Source organism: Yersinia vastinensis (assembly GCF_044905075.1).
Taxonomy (GTDB): Bacteria; Pseudomonadota; Gammaproteobacteria; order Enterobacterales; family Enterobacteriaceae; genus Yersinia; species Yersinia vastinensis.
In genome coordinates, this window is the sequence record NZ_CP173260.1 from 2,869,655 (window position 1) to 2,894,411 (window position 24,757).

Here is a 24,757-nt window from a genome sequence, read left to right on the forward strand (position 1 = left end):
ACCTGTTGTGATGACTTTGCTTATTGTTCACTCAAAAAAGGGATTATTCTCTGGTTTCACGATGCGTTAATCTCTCGTGGTCGGACAATGCTTTGTCTGGTTTCGAGGAAACTATATGAAAATACAACGCGTATTATTTAGTTTGGTTTTTTGTAGTGTCATGACTCTGTCGGTAGCTGCAGTGGCACAGGCAAAAGAACTCAACAGTAGGCCGTTAAACCCCCTCCCTCTTATCTGTTTTACCTGCATTTACCCGATATGGTTATCGTCTGATTTTGTGGTTAGCCATTCTTTGCGATTACCGATATTTTTGTGATTAACGGTAGTTGACCAACACTTGGTGACTGAGCACTTGCAGCGGCGGATTAACCCGACCGGTACCTGCCATAAAATATACAAACGTCAGTTGGGTTGCGGCAGGTTCACCTGCCAACCCTCGACTTTGCCCGCTCCCCCTTCTAGCGGCATACAGCGGGTGGGAGTACATAGCTTCACTTGCAACCCCGCTGGCGCGGCCGACATCAATTGGTAGCGCCAGCCTACCGACACAATCCGCGCATTCTCCTGCGCCAATGCCGCTGGTGAACTTAACGGTTTGGCCGATGTTGCCACCCCCGTAAACTCTGTGTCACGCCAATATCGTCCGCCACCCAAGAACCGGAAGCCACTGCACTTAATGGCAACAAACAGGCTGAAAGCACAATGCCAATCATGGTAGGGGAAAGACGAATGAGCATCATGCCGCTCCTATTGTGGATGTCATGCGGATTTGGCGATTATCACCAATTTCCAGATTCGAGAGCACCACCATCTGCGGCAAGCTGCGACGCAGGAAACGAGCCAATAGTGCCCGGAGTGCATGATTGACCAACAATACTGGCGGCGCGCCCAGCATCTCTTGGCGTTGTAATGCCTGTTTTGCTTGTTCTAATAAGCGGTCTGCCAGACCCGGTTCTAACCCCCTCCTCCTTGCAGAGCCTGCAATAACAAGCGTTCCAGTGCGGCATCCAGTCCAATGACCTGAATTTCGCCAGTACCGGGAAACCACTGCTGTGCAATAGAGCGGCCTAATGCAACACGCACCACGGCGGTTAATTCGTATGGATCGGTTTGATTCGGTGCGTGTTCAGCCAAAGTTTCAATAATGGTGCGCATATCGCGGATTGAGACTCGCTCCATCAATAGATTCTGCAATACCTTATGCAGCGTGGTGAGAGTGACGACACCGGGGATAAAGTCTTCCGTCAGCTTCGGCATCTCTTGCGTGACACGATCCAGTAGTTGTTGGGTTTCTTGGCGACCAAACAGTTCACTCGCAAATTGGCTAATCAGGTGATTGAGGTGAGTTGCAACAACGGTACTTGCTTCAACCACAGTAAAGCCCTGAATCTGTGCCTGTTCACGTAATGCACTTTCAATCCACACCGCCGCCAAACCAAAGGCTGGATCATGGGTCGCCTCGCCGGGCAATGTGCCAACGGCATTACCTGGGTTGATGGCTAACCAGCGACCTGGATGCGCTTCACCACTGCCAATTTCAACCCCTTTCATTAATATTCGATAGCTGGCGGGGGGTAGTTCCAGATTATCCCTGATATGTACGACCGGTGGCAGGTAGCCCATTTCTTGGGCAAACTTTTTACGGATACTGCGAATTCGGCCCAATAACTCACCATTTTGCTGGAAATCCACCATTGGAATCAGGCGATAACCCACTTCCATCCCCAAAGGATCTTCCAACTGAACATCTGACCATGTTGCTTCAGTGGCTTGTTGTTGATCTTGCACAACGGGGGATTCAGCCACTGCGGGTTGCTGTTTTTGTTTGCCGCGTAAATGCCAAGCCAATGCCAGCAGGGCTGCGGTAAATAGCAGGAAGACAAAGTTAGGCATTCCCGGCACCATGCCCAACAAGCCTAAAACACTGGCACTCAACACCATCACCCTTGGGTTGTTGAACAACTGGGTGACCATTTGTTGGCCCACATCCTGATCAGTGCTGACGCGAGTCACAATCACACCCGCCGCAGTGGAGATAACCAATGCCGGGATCTGTGCCACCAAGCCATCACCAATGGTCAGCAACGTATAGGTTTCTGCCGCATGGCCGACAGCCATATTGTGCTGCAGTACCCCGACCAGCAAACCACCAACCACGTTAATAGCCATGATCAATAACCCGGCAACGGCATCGCCACGAACAAACTTACTCGCCCCGTCCATAGAGCCATAGAAGTCCGCTTCTTGGGTGACATCCGAGCGGCGTTTCTTCGCCTCATCTTCACCAATTAATCCGGCATTTAAGTCCGCATCGATTGCCATCTGCTTACCGGGCATCCCATCCAGCACAAAACGCGCCCCAACTTCAGCAATACGCCCTGCCCCTTTGGTGATAACCATAAAGTTAATGATAACCAAAATGATAAAGACCACGATACCAATGGCAAAGTTACCGCCTACCAGAAAGTGACCAAAGGCTTCAACTACGCGACCCGCCGCCGCAGCCCCCGTATGACCATCCATTAGAATGATACGAGTTGAGGCCACGTTTAGCGACAAACGCAATAATGTTGAAAACAGCAAAATGGTAGGGAATGCGGCGAAATCTAAGGTGCGCTGGGTAAACATAGCAACCAGCAGCACCATGATGGACAGTGCAATGTTGAAGGTAAATAGCAAATCAAGGATGAATGGTGGGAGCGGCAACACCATCATCGACAAGATCATTAAGATCAGAATTGGCCCGGCAAGAACTTGCCACTGCGTATCTTTAAAGTTGCCCGGTAAACGTAGCAGGGCGGCCAAGTTAGCCATTAGTCAGTCTCACTCTCTGTTGCAAAATCCAGCCCTTCCGGTACCGGCAGATGTTCAGGTTTTTTCGGGATTAACCCACCTTCCCGCTTCCAGCGTTTTAGCTGATAGACCCAGGCAAGGACTTCTGCCACCGCTGCATACAGGGTGGCGGGAATATGTTGGCCAACATCGCTGTGCCGGAATAATGCTCGGGCCAGCGGCGGGGCCTCTAATAAAGGAATGCGATGTTCGGCACCCAGCTCACGGATACGTAACGCAACAGCGCCCGCACCTTTCGCCAAGACTTTGGGCGCGCTCATCTTGGCCTCGTTATATTGCAGTGCCACAGCATAGTGTGTCGGGTTAGTCACGATGACATCGGCTTTCGGTACATCGGCCATCATTCGCCGGCGGGCCATAGCCCGCTGCTGTTGACGTATACGCCCTTTCACATGCGGGTCACCCTCTTGATCTTTGAACTCATCGCGTATTTCCTGCTTGGTCATACGCAATTTTTTAATATGGCTGGTTATTTGGAAGAACACGTCGAACCCAACCATCGGAGTTAGCCCCAATACCACCACCAATCCGCAAAAAATAATCAAGTGGAGTGCATCACCTAAAGCGGCTATTGGGGGGCGGCGATCAGCCGCATCATGTCAGGCCAGTTATGCCAGAGGAAAATGCCAGTAACCCAACCGACTAGTGTCGCTTTCAAAATGGCTTTGAGTAACTCGGCCAGCGCCTGAGAAGAAAACATGCGTTTCAAACCAGAAATAAGGCTCATACGCTTGAGATCAAACTTGATCGATTCGCCGCTAAACAACACGCCACCTAACAACATCGGCACTGCCAGCGCCACTATCACCAAGCCGGCAAAGATCGGCAGCAGTGCCATCAGCGTTTGGCTCAATAACATGCCTATTTGTCGCAGCATCTGCTTGTCATCACTCACCACGCCGTGATCAAAATGCAACCCTTGGGCAATCATGGCAGCAAGTTGTCGCGCCATCGACTCCCCAGAGACCCACAAGATCGCCAAACCGGCCCCGAGCATCAGCATCGAGGTCAGTTCGCGCGAGCGCGGGATCTGGCCTTTCTCGCGAGCCTTCTCCAGCTTATGGGCTGTGGGTTCCTCGCTTTTTTCCAGATCGCTATCTTCAGCCACAGCAGGTATTCCTGTTCAGCGTGAACGTTCCCGTATCAAAGACATGAGTAACAGTAAAATTGCTGCCTAGCATGACAAACATTTAGGCAGCCTATGGATGGAACAACGCTGCAATTAGGCGGTTATTTCTCGGATCAGCCCTAGTCGTCGCCTTCTATCCAGTGTTTGCACACGGTGATTTTTAGGAGCCAAAACAAAACCACTCTGGCTGATAATTTAATAATTCAAGTTTAATAATAACTTTTTTTATAAACTGATCTTTTTGATGTGATATAAGAAACAAATCCAACTCAGTTATTTTTATTGCCCACTAGTGTTAATTGAAAATAATTATCACACTAAGTTAAGTGATAATTAAACATATCAAAAGGAAATTGAGATGAAGAAATTCAATGTTACATATGATGTTCAAAATCATAATAGGAAAACACTAGCTTTTATCAAATCAGACGACATGTTCATTATTAGAATGCGGCAAGGGAAAGATTTTGCGGCGATGATGCATAAGGTAATGAAAAAAAACACACAATATAGGGTTATTTTCACTCTTGCCTCTGCTGATGTATATGTCGTTGATATACAATGCAACAAAAACAAAACAGATGAATTAAAGACCGCCATAGCAGCGAATGGGGATGTTAGATTTGTTGGCTATGCCTTTAAAACAGAGAGAAATAAAGAGCCTATTATTTATACCGAGAACTTGTTTATTAAATTTAATGATGACTTAACGGAGGATGAATGCAAAACAATAATCAGCCAATATAACCTTACTATTAAAGTAAGATTAACCTTTATGACCAATGGCTATTTCGTTTCCGCACAACCCAACACTGGAGATAAAGTCTTTATTCTTGCTGAGGATATATTAAAACGTCATGATATTGAACATTGCCATCCTGAGTTAATTCATCATAAAGAACCTAAGATTATTCACCCAAATCAATGGCATTTGAAGAAAACTGTCGTGCGGGTTGAAATTGATGTTGATGCCAGCGCCAATGTGGAAGACGCACATAGAATGACGCAAGGAAAAGGCACCACAATCGCCGTCATTGATGATGGCTTTGATTTAACCCATCCGGAGTTTATGCGTGAGGGGAAAATTGTGCATCCAGCCAACTTTTCGGGGGTGAGTTCAAATAATGACCCCAGCCCTGGGCCTAATGATACTCACGGAACACCTTGTGCAGGGGTCGCCTGTGCCGATGGTCGTTATGGTGCATCCGGTGTCGCGCCAGAGGCAAATCTCATGCCGATACGGCTAGCTGAAGGCTTGGGTTCACTAGGGGAAGCTTTGGCTTTTGTTTGGGCGGCCGATATGGGCGCAGATATTATCTCTTGCAGTTGGGGACCGGTCGAGGGTATGTGGTTCGATCCAGATGACCCTGAACACGAAGTGATAGCCGAGCTTCCGGCGTTAACACGCGCAGCAATTGATTATGCAGTAACAAAAGGGCGTGATGGCAAAGGTTGTGTCATCTTTTTTGCCGCAGGGAATGGCAATGAATCCGTGGATAATGACGGTTATGCAAGCTACAAGCATGTCATTGCCGTCGGTGCCTGCAATGATCGCGGTAGGCGCTCCGCTTACAGCGATTATGGCAAATCACTGTGGTGCGCCTTCCCAAGCGGCGATTGTGCCAATCCGATGGAACTCCACCCAACACCATTAACACCGGGCATCTGGACGACCGATTTACGAAATGAATATGGCAACAATAAAGGTGCGGTAAATACCGGTGATATTTTTGGCAACTATACCAATAGCTTTAGTGGGACTTCCAGCGCCTGTCCGGGAGCCGCGGGTGTGGCAGCCCTTATTCTCTCCGTTAATCCGTCGCTCACTATTCTTGAGGTTAAAGATATTATTCGATATACCTGTGACCAAATAGACAAAAAGTATGGTTTTTATGATAAAGAGGGGCACAGCCAATGGTATGGCTACGGGCGAATCAATGCCGGGAATGCCGTGCAGTTAGCCAGAGAGTGGGATGAACACATCAATGATGTGCAGTAAATTTGCTCAAGCCGAGGGGTAAGTCTAGCTAAAAAAAGAGTGGCAGATGAGGTTGCCCCAACAACAAGAGACCTCATCTGCACCGTATCATTTACAGAGTTCAATATCCGCTAGAAACCGAGGCTGTCGAGCAGGTCATCTACTTGATCTTGATTGGCGATAACGCCTGCACCATTTTTATCCAATTGAGGCCCGTTGAGTAAGCTATCCGCCGGTTTTTGCGGTTTTGATGGCATATCTGGAATGTTCTCCATTAAGACCATCAGTAATTGCTTCTCAATTTCTTGCACCACATCCATCATACGCTTGATAACCTGACCCGTTAGGTCTTGGAAATCCTGCGCCATCATGATTTCCAACAGTTGCGCATTAGTAAATGACGTATGTTGTGGCACAACATCCAGATATTCACGGGTATCCGTAACCAACTCACGAGCATCCGAAAGCTCAATTGGGTTAGCGAACCATTCATCCCAGCGAACTTTAAGTGCTTTAGCCGAGGATTCCAGCTCATTCTGACGCGGTTGCGCTGCTTCGACGCAGTTCAATGCCCGTTCTGCGGCCTGCGCCGTCATATGAACTACATAGTCAAGGCGGTCACGGGCATCAGGGATAGCTTCTGCTGCCTGAGCAATTGCTTGATCAAGACCTAATTCACGTAAACTGTCGCGCAACATCCGCGTAAGCTGACCAATACGGCTAATGATATCACTGGCTGATGCCGCATCTGTTGCGGGCATTTGATGGTTACTCATCTCGCCTCCTTACATACCCAATTTTTCAAAGATCTTATTGAGCTTCTCTTCCAAGGTAGCGGCAGTGAAAGGTTTCACTACATAACCACTGGCACCGGCTTGTGCTGCTGCAATGATATTCTCTTTTTTAGCTTCCGCAGTGACCATCAGAACAGGCAGAGAACCAAGAGCACCATCAGCACGGATCGTTTTCAATAGGTCCAAGCCATCCATATTTGGCATGTTCCAGTCGGAAACCACAAAATCGAAACCACCCGCGCGTAATTTATTCAATGCGTCGACACCGTCTTCGGCTTCATCCACATTATTAAAACCCAGCTCTTTCAGCAGGTTTCTGACAATACGACGCATGGTCGAAAAATCGTCTACCACCAAAAATCTGAGATTCTTATCCGCCATACCAACTCCTAAGGTTTGTTGCTCACCACTGAGCGATTAAATACCAAAATCCTGTTTATAATGGAAAAACTCTATCCAGCAATATCATCCAAAATCATTGACGTTGCCGGTAGGCTGCCAACAAGCAAATCCCGATAAACTTACTCAAGTCAGTGATTCGGGTAAGTGAGTAAACTCTCCCCCGCATATCAAGGACGAAAGGTGGCTAGATGCGCAACGCTTGTCCGCTACTGATCTGCGCCAACATCCGTTGACTGACCTGATTCAGATCCAGAACCTCATTGACCCCCCCCATCCCAATGGCTTCACGTGGCATACCAAACACCACACAACTCGCTTCGTTTTGTGCAATGGTGTAAGCTCCAGCACGATGCATCTCTAATAAACCAGCAGCACCGTCGTTGCCCATACCGGTCAAAATGACACCGACGGCATTCCGTCCGGCATACTGCGCTACCGAACGAAAAAGCACATCGACCGAGGGACGATGGCGGTTGACCGCCGGCCCATCATGAATACGCACCTGATAGTTTGCCCCACTACGAGCCAACTCCATGTGCCGATCACCGGGTGCAATATAGGCGTGTCCGGGCAATACCCGTTCGCCATCTTCTGCTTCTTTCACGGTAATCTGGCACAATTTATTGAGCCGCTCGGCAAATGAACGGGTAAATCCCGGTGGCATATGCTGCGTAATTAACAGTGCCGGGCTAGTGGGCGGCAAAGGCTGTAATACGGTACGGATAGCTTCCGTGCCTCCGGTCGATGCACCAATAGCAATGAGCTTTTCGCTACTGAGCAATGGTGTATGACTGAGCATAACCGGTACATGTTCCGGGCCACGTTGAGGTAAACGCGCTTTCGCCGCAGTCCGGATTTTCTCTGCAATCAGCTCGCTGTAAGCCAGCATCCCTTCTCGGATACCGAGTTGCGGTTTGGTAACAAAATCGATAGCCCCCAATTCCAGCGCTCGCATCGTTATTTCGGAGTTCTTACCCGTCAACGACGACACCATCACTACTGGCATTGGCCGCAACCGCATCAATTTCTCAAGAAAATCCAAACCATCCATCCGCGGCATTTCAACATCAAGTGTCAACACCTGCGGATTGAATTTTTTGATCAAATCACGGGCAACCAACGGATCAGGTGCAGCCGCAACCATTTCCATATCCGGGTGACTGTTAATAATCTCTGTCATTAACTGGCGCATCAATGCAGAATCATCAACGCACAATACTCTGATTTTACTCATCACCTCTCCTTGGTCAGTCCATAAACGGTCTGCCCGCGCAAATAGAATTCCCGACTAATCTGACTGAAATTCTCCGAATGACCTGCAAACATCAAGCCACCGGGTTTTAGCAAAGGGACAAAGCGACGCAGAATGCGTTCCTGCGTTTCTTTATCAAAATAAATCATCACGTTACGACAAAAAATAGCGTCAAATTGCCCAGGCAACGCCCACTCCGGAGCTAACAGATTGAGTTGTTGAAACTGAATCATGTTGGCAAGTTCCGGTCGCACTCGTACCATCCCCTGATGGGGGCCGGTGCCGCGCAAAAAATAGCGTTGCATCTGCTGCGCTGACAAAGAACGCAATTCCTCTTGTCGGTATACGCCACTGGTCGCTTTTTCCAGCACTTGTGTATCGATATCACTGGCTAGCACGCGACAGGATCCCGAACGATTTCCTAACGCATCACATAGTGTCATCGCGATAGAATAAGGCTCTTCGCCCGTCGATGCCGCTGTACTCCATACCGAGTAATTTCCCGGTCGCTGGCGCGCATGTTCAGCCAGAATCGGAAAATGGTGTGCCTCACGGAAAAATGCCGTCAGGTTAGTGGTCAACGCATTGACAAATGCCTGCCATTCCGCACTGTTCGGATCGGTCTCCAATAGCGCCAGATATTGACCAAAATCGTTAATTCCCAGCAATCTTAGCCGCCGGACCAAGCGGTTATAGACCATTTCCCGTTTGTGATCGGCCAGAACAATCCCGGCCCGTTGATAAATAAGTTGGCAAATGCGCCGGAAGTGAACATCCGACAGCGGGAGCCGTTGAATCATCTGGGTCAGAATAGACCCAGATTCTTGGGGTGATGGTTTCATCCGGCCTCACCCCATAACATCGTCTTCGTTACACCGTTTGACAATCTGGGATTTCCTTTGCGACCGCTGTTTTTACAACCGATTGCTGACTACTGCCCTCTGCTGCCTGCCCCTCCCCGCTGTCGCCATCCTGCTCCAAACGAAAAACAGACACGGCATTGGAGAGCTGACTTGCCTGCTCTTCCAATGCATTAGCTGCAGCCGCAGCCTCTTCCACTAATGCTGCGTTTTGCTGAGTGACCTGATCCATTTGTGTTACTGCGAGTGAAACCTGCTCAATACCCCGACTCTGTTCATCCGAGGCGGAAGCGATTTCACCCATAATGTCGGTAACCCGTGTCACTGAGCGAACGATCTCTTCCATGGTAGTACCCGCATTTTCGACCAGTGTGGAGCCCTGGCGAACACGGCTGACCGATTCGTCGATCAACCCTTTAATTTCTTTTGCTGCCTGCGCACTGCGCTGGGCTAAGTTACGCACTTCACCCGCGACTACCGCAAAACCACGCCCCTGCTCACCCGCACGGGCAGCCTCAACCGCCGCATTCAATGCCAGAATATTGGTTTGGAATGCAATGCCATCGATCACGCTGGTAATAGCGCCAATTTTCTGCGAACTGGTGGCGATATCGTGCATGGTGGTGACAACACTGCTCGTTAACTCGCCTCCTTTAGCTGCGGTTCCCGACGCATCTTGCGCCAGTAATGTGGCCTGACGCGCGTTATCCGCATTCTGCTTCACTGTGGCAGTTAACTGTTCCATACTTGCCGCCGTTTGCTCCAGAGAAGCCGCTTGCTGCTCCGTTCGTGCGGACAAATCATTGTTACCGGCAGAAATTTCCTGAATGCCCGTCAACATGGACTCGGTGCCATCGCGAACATGACTCACTGTCGTTATCAACGAGTGTTGCATGGTGCGTAAACTGGCAAACATTTGACTGATTTCATTACGACCAGAGACATAAATCTGCCCGGAAAGATCCCCGCGCGCGATGCGTTCAAAATGAGCGCGCATGATTTTCAGTGGTGTAACAAACATAGTACGCAACCAAATCAGTGAAGATATCGCCATCACAATCACCATTAGGATCGCACCACCAAAGATCCACATGGAGAGATGGTAAGCTTGCTGATTCTGCGTGCCCGCCTCAGCAATCACCTCATTGGCATACTGCAAATACTGCACAAAATCGGCTTCAAACAAATCCTGTGTTTTCTGAGTCGGTTGGTCCATGAAGGCTTGTAAATCACCCGCTTCCAGAAAATCAATTAATTGGCGTAATGAGGCCCGTAAGTTTTGATAGCTGTTTTTAGTCGCATTCAATAACTCCCCTCCGGTCTCACTTTCATCAAGACGCGGTACGGCCAGGAACTGATTAAAATAGAGGTCAGCTTTCTGTAATGAGCTGCGGGCATTCCCCATTAACGCATTAACTTGCTCCTGAGGTACTTTGAGAGCCGAGCGCGTCCCCGCCCGGTTTAAGGTATTACGTGCCTGAAGTAAGGATACCCAACTGAGGCTTAATGCATCCCGTTGCTGACTGCTGAGATCCACTCGGTTTAAATTTTGGTAGTCTGAACGGAAAGCGGTAAATGACAGACCACTCGAAATTAATTGTATTGAGCAAATCAACATGAGTAACAGGAAAAAGCTGGTAGAAATCCGGATTCGGCCAAACATCGTAACCTCTTCTCAGCCGGCTCGTTGGCCGGCTTTATTTATCCCCGTCGTACTTCAAGCTGCATATGCGTTGGCTTCCTTCGTTCACCCCTGTCACTTGCTGATGTCAGCTCTTGGGGATGCTCTTAGTTACCGTCTTCCTGCAACTTGAATTATTTGGGGTATATGTTTTTGTGTAGGGGTCTAGAAAGTTTCCCAATTCTCTTGCAGGTCACTTCCCAGTGTTTTTTTAGCAGTGCCGCTCAGATCCTGTGTCGGCTGCTTGGGTTTCTTGATATTTCTTGTGGTACTACTGTTATCCATACGCAAAACAAATACGGACATGGATTGGGTTAACATACTGGCTTGTTCTTCCAGTGCTGCGGCGGCAGAAGCAGACTCTTCGACTAAAGAAGCATTTTGCTGTGTGACGCGGTCCATTTCGGTAACCGCTTGGCCTACCTGATCGATACCCCGACTTTGTTCATCAGAGGCGGAAGCGATTTCGCCCATGATGTCAGTGACTCGGGTTACCGCATTCACGATATCACCCATGGTTTCACCGGCGCTTTCAACCAGAACAGACCCCATGTCGACACGGCTGACCGAATCTTCGATCAAGCCCTTAATTTCTTTTGCTGCCTGTGCACTGCGTTGCGCCAAATTACGTACTTCCCCCGCAACCACCGCAAAACCACGGCCTTGCTCACCAGCGCGCGCCGCTTCAACGGCAGCATTTAGTGCCAGAATATTGGTTTGGAAAGCAATGCCGTCGATGACACTGGTAATGTCAGCAATTTTTTGTGAGCTACCCGCAATCTCGTGCATGGTTTGCACCACGTTAGCCACAACTTTTCCGCCTTTCTGCGCGGTTTCTGATGCGCTCAATGCCAATTGGCTTGCTTGACGAGCATTTTCAGCATTCTGTTTTACGGTGGCAGTCAACTGTTCCATGCTGGCTGCGGTTTCTTCTAATGACGCCGCCTGCTCTTCAGTTCGAGCTGACAAATCATTATTACCGGCAGCAATTTCTGACGCGCCGCTATAGATGGCATCAGCCCCTAAACGCACATCACTCACCGTGGTAATCAATTCTGATTGCATATGTTTCAGGCTGGCCGCCAAGGTGCCCATCTCGTTGCGGCTATGCACTTCAATGGTTTGGGTCAAATCGCCATTAGCAATATGTTTAATGTGCTCAATCAGATGCTTAAGTGGGTTAATTAAGATGTGTTGCATGCCCAGCCAAACAACAATTATCACTGCTAATACAACAATCAGCACAGTAACAATCACACCCATGGCAAAACTGAAGGACTGATTACTGTCTTCTACGGCAGAAGCATACAAACGGTCATTCTGTGTCAGATAGGTGTTGTAATCATGCTCAAAGGCATTTTGGAAGCTGGAAGTCGGCTGATCAAAGAATTCATTAATTTTGCCCGCTTCCATCAACTGGATAAGTTCGGTCAATGCACCAAAGTATTGGTCATAAGTCTGCTTTAATTTTTTAGCTGACTCAGGATCTTGCTGACTATCGAGTGGAATTTGCTCGTAGCTTTTAAAACGCTCTTCAGCGACGCCCAATGTCCCTTTGGCCGAAGCCAGCAGATCATTCACTGTTGGGCCGCTTCCCGTGTGGTTGACATCCATCATGTAGCGGATACCAGCTCGGTTTAGTGTATTACGCGTTTGCAGCAGATTGACCCAACTTTCATTTAAAACCGACTGTTGCTGACGGATAACTTGTAAAACTTCAAAATTTTCTTTGTCATTTTTCAGTGAGTTAAAGAAAAGCCCACCGGAAACCAACTGTAAGGCACCAAATAGCACTAACACCAGCAGCAGGCTGGTGACCACTTTCATACGCTTGAACATGTTATCCCTTCATAAGTACGTCAAAACACCGGTACGCCAAAACATAAGACGTCTAATTAAGAGTGTTATCGGCACTGCAAGGGGGAACTTTACCGGGAAGAGACATTATTTTAACGAGGTGTAGCTGGGTGTTAACACTTCGCCGCAGTTAACAGCAAAATAGATATAAGCTAACGTTCATAAAACTCATTTAGCGCAGCTAACTACTAGTTTAGAAAAGGAAATTATACGGAGGTACTTAAACATTAATTTCCAAGAAAACTTTGATGATGATTTTAATCATTTCTTATACTTAGAGTAAGATATCCCCACAGAATAAAAAGATAATCCCCGAATAAACATGGGCAAGTTATTTTATTAGAAACCAATTATAACCACTTGATAAATAACATATTTAACAACCCATCACTTTTTTATTAAATAACTGATAAAGTCTATTTTCTTTAATTTTTATTTATTCTAATTACTGTAACCATTTCAAAAAATCATTGCTGTCCCAGATTAGGATGTGACAGTAAATTTTCCATTTAATAATAATTATTGAAGGGGTTTTCATAAATGAACGAGGTATCAGCCCATAATGTTGTGCTGATACCCCGCATTGAAAACTGAATAACGTATTAACCCTTCACCACCGAGTCAATCAGCGACATCTCTTCACTGCTCAACAGCTTTTCAATATCAACCAGAATCAGCATTCTTTCGCCGAGCGAACCTAACCCTGTCAGGTATTCTGTTGCCAACGTCACGGCAAACTCAGGCGCTGGGCGGATTTGTTCCGTGGTTAGCGACAACACATCAGATACACCATCAACCACAATACCGACAACGCGCTGATCAAAATTCAGCACGATAACTACCGTATTTTCGTTATAACTAACACCTTGTTGGGCAAATTTAACCCGCAGATCAATAATCGGAACAATGACACCGCGTAAGTTAGTCACACCTTTAATAAAAGCCGGGGTGTTAGCAATGCGAGTCACCTGATCATAGCCACGGATCTCTTGTACTTTCAGAATATCAATGCCGTACTCTTCAGCGCCCAGCGTAAAAATCAGGAACTCTTGTCCTACCGTTTCGCCAGCCAGCTTCGTGACGGTTGCTAGTCCTGCCATGTTTTTACCCTTCAATCAATAGGTTGAATTTATGTTTGTTTTTAGAGCCGGGAATACACCTCACAGCCCTATACCTGTTTTATTACGGGTTTCATACAGGGGCTTTTGCTATGCCGCGGCTGTATCATCAGCCGTGACACGCTTTTCCCGGTTTAAGGCCTGCAATGCCGACACATCGACAATTAATGCCACGCTACCATCACCCAAAATGGTGGCCGCTGAAATACCTGGGACCTTTCGGTAGTTGCTTTCCAGATTTTTCACGACCACTTGATGCTGGCCAATCAATTGGTCTACCAACAGTGCATAACGACGACCGGCACTTTGCAGAATGACAACAATGCCTTGAGTGGCTTCAGTTTTCGCATTCTCAACATCAAATACACGGAACAATTCAACCAGCGGCAGATATTCACCACGGACTTGTAGCACACGTTCACCACCGGCCAATGGATGAAGATCTTCAGCCAATGGTTGCAGCGATTCCATTACAGCATTCAATGGCAGAATGAAAACTTCATCACTGACTTTAACGGACATGCCATCAAGAATAGCCAGTGTCAGCGGGAGTAAGATACGAATGGACGTGCCCTTGCCTGCCTGAAAACTGACTTGCACATGGCCGCCCATTTCCTGAATATTCCGCTTAACGACGTCCATCCCAACACCACGGCCTGAAACATCAGTAACCTGTTCGGCAGTCGAAAATCCAGGTGCAAAAATCAACATCCCGACGTCTTCATCGCTCATGTGCTCATTAACCGCCATGCCCTGCGATTGTGCTTTCGCCAGAATTTTTTGCCGATTCAGTCCGGCACCGTCATCAAGAACCTCAATACAGATATTCCCGCCCTGATGCTCCGCTGACAGTGTCAGATTCCCCACGGGCTGTTTCCCTGCCGCGATACGCGTTTCAGGATCTTCAATGCCGTGATCCAGACTGTTACGCACCAGATGGGTTAATGGATCGATAATGCGTTCAATCAGGCTTTTATCCAATTCAGTCGAGCTACCCAGTAAAGTCAATTCAACCTGTTTATTCAGCTTGCTGGCTAAATCACGCACGAGTCGAGGGAAGCGGCTAAAGACATACTCCATCGGCATCATACGAATCGACATTACCGATTCTTGCAAATCGCGCGCATTTCGCTCCAACTGACCCATACTATTGAGTAAATCACCATTAATCACCGGATCCAATGTGCTGGAGCGCTGTGCCAACATTGATTGGGTAATGACTAATTCACCCACCAGATTAATCAGTTGGTCTACTTTTTCGACCGCCACACGGATACTGGTTGATTCACTCGCCTTCGCTTTCGGTTTGACATGTTCAGCACTGGCTGGCACTGCGGCAACATCAGCTTTGGGTGCACTTTTAACTTCTGCAACAGCGGCGACAGTCACTTGAGGGTTTGCCACGGCAACGGCTGCTTCAATCTCTGGCTCAGATGCAATCTCATCCTGTACAAAACTGATTTGTTCAGGTTCGAGCACAAAACAGAGTACTGCACTGATGTCATCTTCACTGACAGAAGTTATCAGCGTTGCTTCCAGGCTGTCGGCTGTTTGATGGGGATCTTTCACCTCGCCCAAATTACCCAACTCTTCGAGCATCAAAGGAATTTCTGGTGCTTTCAGACCAGAAAGGTGAATACGCATACCGCCCTGCACCAGAGCCGGAGACTTGCTGCCCGTTTTGGTTTCAATAGCTGGCGTGGCGATAGCATTACTCTGCTCAGCTACCACCGCTTTATTTGTATTACCTTGCTGCTCTAATGCCTCAAGTGCCAGTTGGCGCAATGCATGACAGATATACTCAAAACTTTCCGCATTAGGTTCTTGAGAGGTTTTGTAGGCGTCCAACTGTTCCTGCATAATATCTTTCGTTTCCAAAAACAGGTTGATGATGTCAGTGCTCAAGCGCATCTCGTCGCGGCGAGCACCATCCAACAGGTTTTCCAACAGATGGGTTGTCTCTTGTAATACCGTAAAACCAAATGTCGCCGCACCGCCCTTGATAGAATGTGCAGCTCGGAAAATGGCATTAAGTTGTTCATTGTCTGGTGCCAGCGGATCCAGCAATAACAAGTGCTGCTCCATATCTGCCAGCAATTCATCTGCTTCATCAAAGAACGTCTGATAAAACGCGGTAATATCCATGCTCACGGTGTCACCTCTACTGTGCGTCGCGGCTTGTCGGAGAGACCGGTGCATCACTTGCCGGTGCCGCTGGCAACGATGTCGTTGGTCCGCGGGTAACCGGAGTCGTGTTCTCCGTGCTCGATTGTTGTATTTGTGGTGCTGTTGCTGGCAAAACGGCCGCTTTTACAGGTTCCGTTGCGGCGGCTGCGGGTACGGAGACTGAACTCGTCGTCACCGATTGTTCTGTTGATGCGGCTGCACTCTTCGTTGCTGTAACACCGGGCGATGTCACCGCTGGTGTTGTGCCAGTAGAATCAATCTGCTTCAAGCTCTCCGCTTTTTCGATATCCAGCGCTTTGTTATCTAAATTCTCATGCTCAATGTCGTGTTGAGTCTGTTTGTTCAGCACCAAGATACTGATGCGGCGGTTAACCGGATCATCTGAAGCTTGCTCTTTTAGCCGCATCGTCGAGGCCATTCCAACCACGCGTAATACTTTGCCTTCATCTAAACCACCGGCGAGCAATTCACGTCGCGACGCATTAGCGCGATCTGCTGATAGCTCCCAGTTGCTGTAGCCCCGTTCGCCTGTGGCATACGGCAAGTCATCGGTGTGGCCGGAAAGACTGATTTTGTTTGGGATGTCATTCAAAATAGGGGCGATTGCACGCAAAATATCGCGCATATATGGCTCAACCTGTGCACTCCCCATCTTGAACATTGGCCGATTTTGGCTATCGATAATCTGAATTCTCAGCCCTTCGTCCATCATGTTAATCAGCAAATGTGGCCGTAACGCTCTCAGTCTTGGGTCAGACTCAATAAGCTGATCCAACTTTTCCCGTAACTTATTGAGTCGATACTCTTCTTTCCGACTTTCTTCTGAATCAATGTGCTTACGCACCTCACCCACTTGCTGCGTTGGGTCATCGCCCCCGCCAGGAATTGGGCTGGTACTGGAACTGCTTTTATCACCACTGGTCAGTGCCACTTTCAGCGGTGTACGAAAATATTCTGCAATTTGCGTCAGCTCTTGTGGGCTGGAAACCGAAAGCAACCACATCACCAGGAAGAAGGCCATCATCGCTGTCATAAAGTCAGCGTAAGCGATTTTCCATGACCCGCCATGATGGGCTCCGCCGTGTTTGGCTTTGCGCTTTTTGACCAGAATAACGGGGTGGTTCTGATGCTTCATGCGTCCTCTTCTGTCGCTTGCGGTGCCGGAGCTTTCACTCTGCGCACGTGCTCTTCCAGCTCAATGAACGATGGACGCTCAGTGGTGTAGAGTGTTTTACGACCAAATTCCACTGCAATTTGTGGCGCATATCCATTCAAGCTAGAAAGCAGAGTAACTTTGATGCATTGCATCATTTTGGTCGTTTCTGCACTTTGTTGACGTAACAAAGTTGCCAAAGGCGAGATAAACCCATATGCCAGCAAAATACCTAAGAATGTTCCCACCATTGCATGAGCAATTAGCGCGCCAAGTTCTGCTGCGGGTCGGTCTGCGGAAGCCAGTGCATGGACGACCCCCATAACCGCAGCAACAATGCCGAATGCGGGTAAAGAATCCCCTACCATCATCAAACTGCCTGCTGGCACTTCACATTCCTGCTCGTGAGTTTCAATTTCTTCATCCATCAGCGCTTCAATTTCAAAAGCGTTCATATTCCCGCTGACAATTAACCGTAAATAGTCTGTAATAAATTCTACTAATAGCTTATCGGCCAAAATCCTCGGATAATTAGAGAAAATTTCACTTTCTAATGGACTTTCTATATCACGCTCCAGTGAGAGCATTCCTTGTTGACGAGATTTCGCTAATAAGCGGTAAAGCAGCGCCATTAAGTCCATATATAAAACTTTGTTATATTTAGAGCGGCGCATCAATTTAGGCATGGCCTTCATTGTGGCTTTTATCGCTTTACCATTGTTACCCACAATAAACGCGCCGATACCTGCCCCGCCGATAATTAAAAATTCAGCCGGTTGATATAGTGCGCCCAGGTGACCACCAACAATGATGTAGCCGCCAAAAACCGCACCTAAGACCACGATATAACCCAAAATAACTAACACGCGATATCCTTAGCAAAGTGTGTGGGTGGAAGGTGAGGCGTTAGCACCCTTTGAGTACCCTGATTGCCATTAATGGGTTACAGAAACGGTATCCATACCGCGGCTGTAACCAAAAATGCTGACAACTCAAAGAAACTCAAACTGCGCGTCTAACCTGCTCATCCAGCAGTTGTGAAGTTATATCGGCAGATTGCGGAGAAAGTTTACGTTTTTTTACTGCGCGGGAAGGTGGTTGGCAAAGACTGCAAACAAAGCTGTTTCGCGGCTGGTGCGCATGGGTGATAAAAGTCCCACCGCAGCAGTTGCAACCAGAAAGTTGCAACATACCACTGTCAACGAATCGAACCAATGTCCAGGCACGGGTTAACGCCAGCAATGGCGGTATCCCAGACTGATCTGGACACTGTTCGAGGTAAAGACGATAAGCCTTAATAACGGCCTCAACACCGGTGCATTGCCCGCTTTTTAGCAAGAAGCTATAGGCGTTATAAAACATCGATGAATGGATATTCTGTTCCCAGGTCATGAACCAATCGGTCGAAAACGGTAACATGCCTTTAGGTGGTGGACTGCCTCTCAGCTCTTTGTAGAGCTTAATTAAACGCCCCCGGCTGAGTTGCGTTTCGCTTTCAAGCATCTGCAAGCGTGCACCTAAAGTTATCAACTCCATTGCCAAATGAATATCTTTGGCTTCCTGGACAATACTTTTCTCAACCATCAGTCATGCTCTTTTCTTAGGCGCACTACCGTCTTTTAACGATAGCTCGTGGAGTAAGTGGCTCGACAATAAAATCCCGGTATGAATTTGCTGCAAGTCATCCACACGAGATTCTTTCGTCAGATGATGAATAGTATTGTGATCGCTAAAACGAAAATGGCAGACTAATTGGTTAGTCTCAGCTAATTTAACCATCTGCGGTAAAGTTAACTGCGATAATGTGTCAGCCATGGTATCGGTAATACCCAGACGAAACATCGCTGAGGCTTTCTCATCGTTAATTAAGCGTTGCGCTAAAAGCAAGTAGGACAAATTAATATCATAAATATGCTTGAGTAATTCAGACGTACTCATTTTATACATCCCGACTGATTATGTTTTAAAACATAAGTTGGATGATAGTACTCCTCACCCAAGACCAGGGATCCTTCCCGTTATACAGTTAATTAGAACCTATAGAACTAAAAGTAATTAAAGCCTACTGGTGTTACATTACAAAAATACCATTTCGGTATGAGATAGCATGTCACTGGTTTGGCAGTTGAACTTTATGCTGCTCTGATATTGCACCTGCGCCATGAAACTTTTCTTACAAAATATTAGGATTAATCCTAAAGAGGCCCAACTCTACTCCCGAATCGTTAGCACATACAATGTGACTAGTGATTCATTTTAAATGTAATGTGACGCGAATCACAAAAATAAAATATAAAGTTGTTCTTTTTTCCGTTTACTGCTCATTTTTTGATCAATTGCATGATCAAAAAATGAGCAGAAGTCAGAAAAGAGCTAAAAAACTAAGGATATAGGCCCAATTCTTAGTGTTTTTAGATCAATTCGAACAAAAGCATTCCTAAAGCAAAATAGCAGTACATAAATCTGTCGTAACTCGAAATTATCAGCATGAAGGTCTAAGATGAAACTTTATTACCCTACAATGCTATAAATAACTTTCCGAAACTATTTTGTTTTAACGAATATTTATGCGCTTGCCAAAAAGTTATTCCTTCGATTATTTATTAACCTATTTGCCTTTTACTGTTAGAAAAATCAACAAGACGTATTAAAAAAGGCAACAGAGGTAACCACATGTTTCACTCCTATGTTCTGTACATATTTATCAGACACTTTTTCAACTTTGCTTCATATCCATATTTTTGCAAGGGCCTTGTGAATCAAATGTAAGTAAAATTAATTAATAATGTTTGAAACAGAAGTTTCACTTCGACCACCTTTACTATTTTTTTGAGTAACCCTCTGCTCTAAAAGCTTTTATTGCCTGCTACTACTAAGTGTGATTAATCTCTCATTTCTTAAAGATACGATCCCCTAACCTTTAAAGTATCATCGTACTTATAGGAGCCTAATGATGGGATACAGGAATGTGCTAGTGGCAGTTGCTCTTTCACCTGATAGCCAACGATTGGTTAATAAAGCCGTATCCATCGTTCGGCCCTATGATGGACGAATTTCATTGATTACGCTGACAACAGAACCTGAAATGTACAGTAGCTATGCCGCACCGATGCTGGGTGATTTACGCTCTGTTTTACAAGAAGAAGCTCAGCTTTTTATGGAAGAACTAGCGGTTAATTCAGATTATCCCATTGAAAAAAGAAGTGTTGTTCATGGGGAATTCGCCGATAGTCTGGCGTATTTTTGCCGTCAACATCATATTGATTTAGTAATATGTGGTAACCACAGTGCTAGCCTGATGAATAAATTCTCCTGTTCTGCTGCCCGGTTAATTAATACCAGCACGGTCGATGTGTTGATTGTCCCCCTTTAATTCATCGCCCTCTTCCTTGTTATATGGCGCCTGTCGGAATAAAACGACTGCGCCTTTCGCACTATTAGCTGAAACCAATGTAAAGAGTTCAACTATGATTTTTCAGCACCTACCGTTTTCAATATCCCGATTTATGCCTCACAAGTAAGGGAACCTGATGCCACAAGATAAAATTAATAACCGCCGAATTCTGTTGGCTTCGCGCCCGCATGGCACACCAATCGATAAGAATTTCACACTCGATATTCAGCCCATCCCGCAACCTACCGCAGGCCAAATTTTACTCCGCACTCGCTATCTCTCTCTTGACCCCTATATGCGTGGGCGGATGAGTGATGCGCCATCGTATGCCGCTCCTGTCGAAGTTGGCGATGTGATGGTAGGAGGTGCCGTCTCACGAGTTGAAGCGTCAAAACATCCAGACTTTCAAGTTGGTGATTGGGTTTTGGCCAGTAGCGGCTGGCAGGACTATTCCCTCTCTGATGGTGCGGGCATCCGCAATCTAGGGCCACAACTCGCCCATCCTTCCCGTTTCTTAGGGGTTCTCGGTATGCCAGGTTTTACCGCTTATATGGGGCTACTGGATATTGGTCAACCTAAAACCGGTGAAACATTGGTCGTTGCTGCAGCCAGCGGAGCGGTGGGTTCGGTGGTGGGGCAAATAGGTAAGTTGAAAGGATGCCACGTTATTGGTATTGCTGGGGGTGCTGAGAAATGTCGTTATGTGGTCGAGGAATTGGGCTTCGACGCCTGCCTTGATCACCGTGCAACAGATTTCGCGCAGCAACTGGAAAAAAATTGCGCAAAAGGTATTGATATCTATTATGAAAATGTCGGCGGAGCCGTCTTTGATGCCGTATTGCCATTACTGAATCCACGCGCCCGCATTCCGGTTTGTGGTCTTATTGCCCGTTATAACGACACAGAATTACCTACTGGCCCTGATCGTTTGCCACTGCTACAGAGCATCATTTTGCGCAAACGGATTCGGATGCAAGGATTTATCATTTTTGATGACTATGCCCCACATTTTGATGAATTCCTGCAGCAAATGACACAGTGGGTCGATCAAGGAAAAATCAAATTCAGAGAAGATTTGGTCGATGGGCTAGAGAATGCGCCACAAGCCTTTATTGGCCTACTAGCAGGCAAAAACTTTGGCAAGTTGGTGATTCGCGTCAGTAGCGAATAACCCGCACTAAAAATAAGTTTTATTATCCCGGGGCCAGATGGCCCCGGTTAGTTATATTAAATCGTGAATAAAAACAGTTAGAACCATTTGCCGAAGCGGCGAATATAGAACTGCTTCATCAGTTGCGCCACCACACAGTAGCTGACCAACGTACCCACCAGCCATGGGAAGTATTGCCATGGTAGCGGCTGTAATCCGACTAATGTCCCCAAAGGGGAGAACGGAATATAAATGCCGATGGCCATAATGATTCCAGTGGTCAATAACACAGGCAGTGCTGCCGTACTTTGAATAAATGGAATTTTTTGTGTGCGCAACATATGGACGACTAATGTTTGCGACAGTAAACCCTCGATAAACCAGCCAGACTGGAATAATGCCTGATGTTCGACACTGTTCGCGGCAAAAACAAACCACATCAACGCAAAGGTTGTAATATCAAAAATTGAGGATGTTGGCCCAATCCACAACATAAAGCGCCCGATATTTTTCGCATCCCACTTACGTGGTTTACGTAAAAACTCCTTGTCCATTTTATCCCAGGGCAGAGAGAGCTGGGAGATGTCATACATCAGATTTTGCAGTAATAAATGGATGGCGAGCATAGGTAAGAATGGAATAAATGCACTAGCAACCAATACTGAGAATACATTGCCGAAATTAGAACTGGCCGTCATATTCAAGTATTTTATGATATTCCCAAATGTTTCACGGCCTTTAATGACTCCCTCTTCTAGGACCATTAAATTCTTTTCCAGCAAAATAATATCGGCTGACTCTTTAGCAATATCAGTACCAGTATCAACTGAAATACCCACATCGGCATCACGCAATGCTGGAGCATCATTGATACCATCCCCCAGAAAACCAACAGTATGACCATTGCTTTGCAGCATTTTCAGCACCCGTGACTTTTGCAGGGGCGTCAATTTAGTAAACACGGTACGCAACTCCACTTCACGAGCCAGTGTCTCGTCATCCATGTTTTCAATTGCACGACCGCTCAACGGCTCACCGGGATCTAGCCCAACATCACGACATATTTTGGCCGTAATAATAGGGTTATCACCAGTTAACACTTTGACAGCAACGCCATTTTCCCGCAGTGCCGTAATCGCCGCTTCTGCACTCTCTTTTGGCGGGTCAAGGAAGGTCAACACCCCCTGAACAACCAAATCACGCTCATCCTGAATATTCAGCGGCAACTCACTGGCTTGAGTCCCTAACTCGCGAGTAGCGAGCAAGAGAACGCGAAAACCATCTTCATTATATTGTGTGGCCAGTGCTAATAATGATGTTCGACGCGCCTCATCCAGTGGATAAGTTTCCTCTCCTTCTCGCACATGGGTGCAGATACTGAGCATCTCCTCCACGGCACCTTTACAGATCAATTGTTGATGCTGTTGTTCATCTTTGACCACAATGGATAGACGACGCCGAATGAAATCAAATGGCAACTCATCCACTTTATTAAAGCGACGTAAAGCATCAATTTCGGGTTTACCACGACTAAATTTGATCACTGCCTGATCCATCAAATTACGCATACCACTTTGATGGAAGCTGTTAAGCCAAGCTAGTTGCAATATTTTACTATCATTATTACCGTGAGCATCCAGATGGTGCTCAAGAATGATGCGGTCTTGAGTTAAAGTCCCGGTTTTATCGGTGCACAACACATCCATCGCACCAAAGTTTTGTATTGCATTGAGTCGCTTAACTACCACCTTTCGCCGCGACATTGCTATCGCACCTTTCGCCAGATTAGAACTAACAATCATAGGCAACATTTCAGGCGTCAAACCGACGGCAACGGCAAGCGCAAACAACGCCGCTTCGCTCCAATCCCCTTTAGTAAAGCCGTTAATCAGCAAGACTATGGGCACCATCACCAACATAAAACGAATCAATAACCAACTGACGCTATTAACCCCACGGTCAAAGGCCGTTTGAGCGCGATTACCCACAATCGACTTAGCAAGCGACCCGAAATAAGTCTGCCCACCAGTGGCAACCACCACTGCCATTGCCGTTCCGCTGGCAACGTTAGTTCCCATCAAACAGATGTTAGACAGTTCAAGTAATTCACTTTCACTGCTAGCGTCTGCATCAACTGATTTCGGAGTGACTGCGCCCATTGCATCATACTTCTCAATGGGTATGGCTTCTCCCGTCAGGATTGCCTGACTAATAAAGAGATCTCTGGATTTAATCAGTCGCAGATCAGCCGGAATCATGTCCCCGGCAGATAATAAAATGATATCACCCGGCACAAGCTGCTTAATGGCAATTTCTTGTTTTGCCGGTTGAGCGCTATGGCTATTCCGACGTAACACTGTTGCCGTGGTTCGCACCATCGATTTCAATGCTTCAGCCGCTTTATTGGTGCGGTATTCCTGCCAGAAGCGCAGCAAGCCACTGATCATGACCATCGTCACAATGATGCAAACACCAACGAGATCCGTCTCCTCACCTCTTTGTCGCGGCAACCAATAATCAGTGAAGAAACTGATTATTGCCAAAATCATTAAAACAAAAATAAAAGGGTTATTAAACGCAGCCAATAATTGAATTAATGCTGGAGGTGCTTTCTCATGCGCAACTTGATTAATACCGTATAATTCCAGCCTTTCTTTAGCATCTTCTTCAGTTAACCCATTCAAATTTGCATTTAGCTTGGATAAAGTTTGGTCTAGGCTATTCTTAGCCTCTAATGCAATAGTAAAAGGTTTTTTATTATTGCTCCGACTCGTCGCTGTCTTTTTAAATTTGGTCATAACGCATCTCATTTAATTCTGAATGCACTGATCTTACCCACTCAATAATTGAGAGATAAATGTGCCGAACTATTATTGCGCTGCCAATATTGTATTTATTTTTATCAGCAGCGGCTGATTGAGTTAACTTCGGGGTGATCGTCCATAACAA

17 protein-coding genes and 3 pseudogenes are annotated in these 24,757 nt (G+C 46.8%); 3 read left to right on the forward strand and 17 right to left on the reverse strand.

Annotation, left to right across the window (positions count from 1 at the left end; all coding sequences use genetic code 11):
• Positions 1-316: 316 nt before the first annotated feature.
• The 4 genes and pseudogenes from ACIOG0_RS13460 to flhB all read right to left on the reverse strand — a co-directional run bounded on the left by ACIOG0_RS13460 (position 317) and on the right by flhB (position 3,961).
• Positions 317-612 (reverse strand): annotated as a pseudogene (locus ACIOG0_RS13460) (flagellar protein FlhE).
• Entirely contained in the window at positions 588-740 is a 153-nt protein-coding gene (locus ACIOG0_RS13465; RefSeq protein ID WP_404704866.1) for a hypothetical protein, read from the reverse strand. Before ACIOG0_RS13465 ends, ACIOG0_RS13460 begins: the two are co-directional and overlap by 25 nt.
• Positions 737-2,814: pseudogene (gene flhA / locus ACIOG0_RS13470) on the reverse strand (flagellar biosynthesis protein FlhA). The gene ACIOG0_RS13465 and the pseudogene flhA overlap by 4 nt, the downstream one beginning before the upstream one ends.
• Positions 2,814-3,961 (reverse strand): annotated as a pseudogene (flhB, locus tag ACIOG0_RS13475) (flagellar biosynthesis protein FlhB). The pseudogenes flhA and flhB overlap by 1 nt, the downstream one beginning before the upstream one ends.
• A 796-nt stretch (positions 3,962-4,757) precedes the next feature.
• Between flhB and ACIOG0_RS13480 the strand changes: the two are divergent.
• Complete coding sequence (locus ACIOG0_RS13480; protein WP_318249408.1) at positions 4,758-5,981, forward strand: S8 family serine peptidase; 1,224 nt, start codon at positions 4,758-4,760, stop codon at positions 5,979-5,981.
• A 110-nt stretch (positions 5,982-6,091) separates the two neighbouring features.
• Here ACIOG0_RS13480 and cheZ read toward each other — a convergent pair whose 3' ends face one another.
• The 12 genes from cheZ to flhD form a co-directional block, all read right to left on the reverse strand.
• Positions 6,092-6,736, reverse strand: a complete 645-nt coding sequence (gene cheZ / locus ACIOG0_RS13485; RefSeq protein ID WP_050098366.1) for a protein phosphatase CheZ — start codon at positions 6,734-6,736, stop codon at positions 6,092-6,094.
• A 9-nt stretch (positions 6,737-6,745) separates the two neighbouring features.
• On the reverse strand, positions 6,746-7,135 hold the full coding sequence (gene cheY, locus ACIOG0_RS13490; protein ID WP_050098367.1) for a chemotaxis response regulator CheY: 390 nt from the start codon (positions 7,133-7,135) through the stop codon (positions 6,746-6,748).
• A gap of 205 nt (positions 7,136-7,340) precedes the next feature.
• Positions 7,341-8,390, reverse strand: coding sequence for a chemotaxis response regulator protein-glutamate methylesterase (locus tag ACIOG0_RS13495; protein ID WP_050098368.1), 1,050 nt, complete (start codon positions 8,388-8,390; stop codon positions 7,341-7,343).
• Positions 8,390-9,208 carry a protein-glutamate O-methyltransferase CheR gene (gene cheR, locus ACIOG0_RS13500; protein ID WP_230678337.1) on the reverse strand — a complete coding sequence of 273 codons (819 nt, stop codon included), beginning with the start codon at positions 9,206-9,208 and terminating at the stop codon, positions 8,390-8,392. The genes ACIOG0_RS13495 and cheR overlap by 1 nt, the downstream gene beginning before the upstream one ends.
• Before the next feature lie 70 nt (positions 9,209-9,278).
• Positions 9,279-10,931 (reverse strand): methyl-accepting chemotaxis protein, encoded by a 1,653-nt coding sequence (locus ACIOG0_RS13505; protein WP_050140804.1) that lies wholly within the window; start codon positions 10,929-10,931, stop codon positions 9,279-9,281.
• Positions 10,932-11,114: 183 nt separating this feature from the next.
• The gene (locus ACIOG0_RS13510) at positions 11,115-12,788 is read right to left on the reverse strand and encodes a methyl-accepting chemotaxis protein (RefSeq protein WP_128451038.1); all 1,674 of its coding nucleotides are present in this window, start codon (positions 12,786-12,788) and stop codon (positions 11,115-11,117) included.
• A 620-nt stretch (positions 12,789-13,408) separates the two neighbouring features.
• Positions 13,409-13,906: a chemotaxis protein CheW gene (cheW, locus tag ACIOG0_RS13515; RefSeq protein WP_050098372.1), complete on the reverse strand. Its 498-nt coding sequence runs from the start codon at positions 13,904-13,906 to the stop codon at positions 13,409-13,411.
• A gap of 108 nt (positions 13,907-14,014) precedes the next feature.
• Positions 14,015-16,069, reverse strand: a complete 2,055-nt coding sequence (cheA, locus tag ACIOG0_RS13520; RefSeq protein ID WP_050098373.1) for a chemotaxis protein CheA — start codon at positions 16,067-16,069, stop codon at positions 14,015-14,017.
• Between the two features lie 16 nt (positions 16,070-16,085).
• Positions 16,086-17,246 (reverse strand): flagellar motor protein MotB, encoded by a 1,161-nt coding sequence (gene motB, locus ACIOG0_RS13525; RefSeq protein WP_050098374.1) that lies wholly within the window; start codon positions 17,244-17,246, stop codon positions 16,086-16,088.
• On the reverse strand, positions 17,243-18,130 hold the full coding sequence (gene motA / locus ACIOG0_RS13530; RefSeq protein ID WP_050098375.1) for a flagellar motor stator protein MotA: 888 nt from the start codon (positions 18,128-18,130) through the stop codon (positions 17,243-17,245). Before motA ends, motB begins: the two co-directional genes overlap by 4 nt.
• A 136-nt stretch (positions 18,131-18,266) precedes the next feature.
• Entirely contained in the window at positions 18,267-18,848 is a 582-nt protein-coding gene (gene flhC, locus ACIOG0_RS13535) for a flagellar transcriptional regulator FlhC (protein ID WP_005164496.1), read from the reverse strand.
• A 3-nt stretch (positions 18,849-18,851) separates the two neighbouring features.
• Positions 18,852-19,202, reverse strand: a complete 351-nt coding sequence (gene flhD / locus ACIOG0_RS13540; protein WP_050098376.1) for a flagellar transcriptional regulator FlhD — start codon at positions 19,200-19,202, stop codon at positions 18,852-18,854.
• Positions 19,203-20,217: 1,015 nt separating this feature from the next.
• On the opposite strand from flhD, the gene uspC reads away from it, so the two are divergent.
• On the forward strand, positions 20,218-20,637 hold the full coding sequence (gene uspC, locus ACIOG0_RS13545; protein WP_050098377.1) for a universal stress protein UspC: 420 nt from the start codon (positions 20,218-20,220) through the stop codon (positions 20,635-20,637).
• 157 nt (positions 20,638-20,794) lie between these two features.
• Positions 20,795-21,829: an NADP-dependent oxidoreductase gene (locus ACIOG0_RS13550; protein WP_050140801.1), complete on the forward strand. Its 1,035-nt coding sequence runs from the start codon at positions 20,795-20,797 to the stop codon at positions 21,827-21,829.
• Positions 21,830-21,906: 77 nt separating this feature from the next.
• Here the strand turns inward: ACIOG0_RS13550 and mgtA are convergent, their stop codons facing one another.
• Complete coding sequence (gene mgtA / locus ACIOG0_RS13555; protein WP_128451039.1) at positions 21,907-24,606, reverse strand: magnesium-translocating P-type ATPase; 2,700 nt, start codon at positions 24,604-24,606, stop codon at positions 21,907-21,909.
• Positions 24,607-24,757 lie beyond the last annotated feature (151 nt).

Coding starts and splice junctions, on each gene's coding strand:
- cheR (WP_230678337.1), bottom strand. CDS start 9,208: ATGATTCAACGGCTCCCGCTGTCGGATGTTCACTTCCGGCGCATTTGC.
- ACIOG0_RS13495 (WP_050098368.1), bottom strand. CDS start 8,390: ATGAGTAAAATCAGAGTATTGTGCGTTGATGATTCTGCATTGATGCGC.
- motB (WP_050098374.1), bottom strand. CDS start 17,246: ATGAAGCATCAGAACCACCCCGTTATTCTGGTCAAAAAGCGCAAAGCC.
- ACIOG0_RS13480 (WP_318249408.1), top strand. CDS start 4,758: ATGACCAATGGCTATTTCGTTTCCGCACAACCCAACACTGGAGATAAA.
- ACIOG0_RS13510 (WP_128451038.1), bottom strand. CDS start 12,788: ATGTTCAAGCGTATGAAAGTGGTCACCAGCCTGCTGCTGGTGTTAGTG.
- flhD (WP_050098376.1), bottom strand. CDS start 19,202: ATGAGTACGTCTGAATTACTCAAGCATATTTATGATATTAATTTGTCC.
- ACIOG0_RS13465 (WP_404704866.1), bottom strand. CDS start 740: ATGATGCTCATTCGTCTTTCCCCTACCATGATTGGCATTGTGCTTTCA.
- ACIOG0_RS13550 (WP_050140801.1), top strand. CDS start 20,795: ATGCCACAAGATAAAATTAATAACCGCCGAATTCTGTTGGCTTCGCGC.
- cheY (WP_050098367.1), bottom strand. CDS start 7,135: ATGGCGGATAAGAATCTCAGATTTTTGGTGGTAGACGATTTTTCGACC.
- mgtA (WP_128451039.1), bottom strand. CDS start 24,606: ATGACCAAATTTAAAAAGACAGCGACGAGTCGGAGCAATAATAAAAAA.
- cheW (WP_050098372.1), bottom strand. CDS start 13,906: ATGGCAGGACTAGCAACCGTCACGAAGCTGGCTGGCGAAACGGTAGGA.
- flhC (WP_005164496.1), bottom strand. CDS start 18,848: ATGGTTGAGAAAAGTATTGTCCAGGAAGCCAAAGATATTCATTTGGCA.
- cheA (WP_050098373.1), bottom strand. CDS start 16,069: ATGGATATTACCGCGTTTTATCAGACGTTCTTTGATGAAGCAGATGAA.
- uspC (WP_050098377.1), top strand. CDS start 20,218: ATGGGATACAGGAATGTGCTAGTGGCAGTTGCTCTTTCACCTGATAGC.
- cheZ (WP_050098366.1), bottom strand. CDS start 6,736: ATGAGTAACCATCAAATGCCCGCAACAGATGCGGCATCAGCCAGTGAT.
- ACIOG0_RS13505 (WP_050140804.1), bottom strand. CDS start 10,931: ATGTTTGGCCGAATCCGGATTTCTACCAGCTTTTTCCTGTTACTCATG.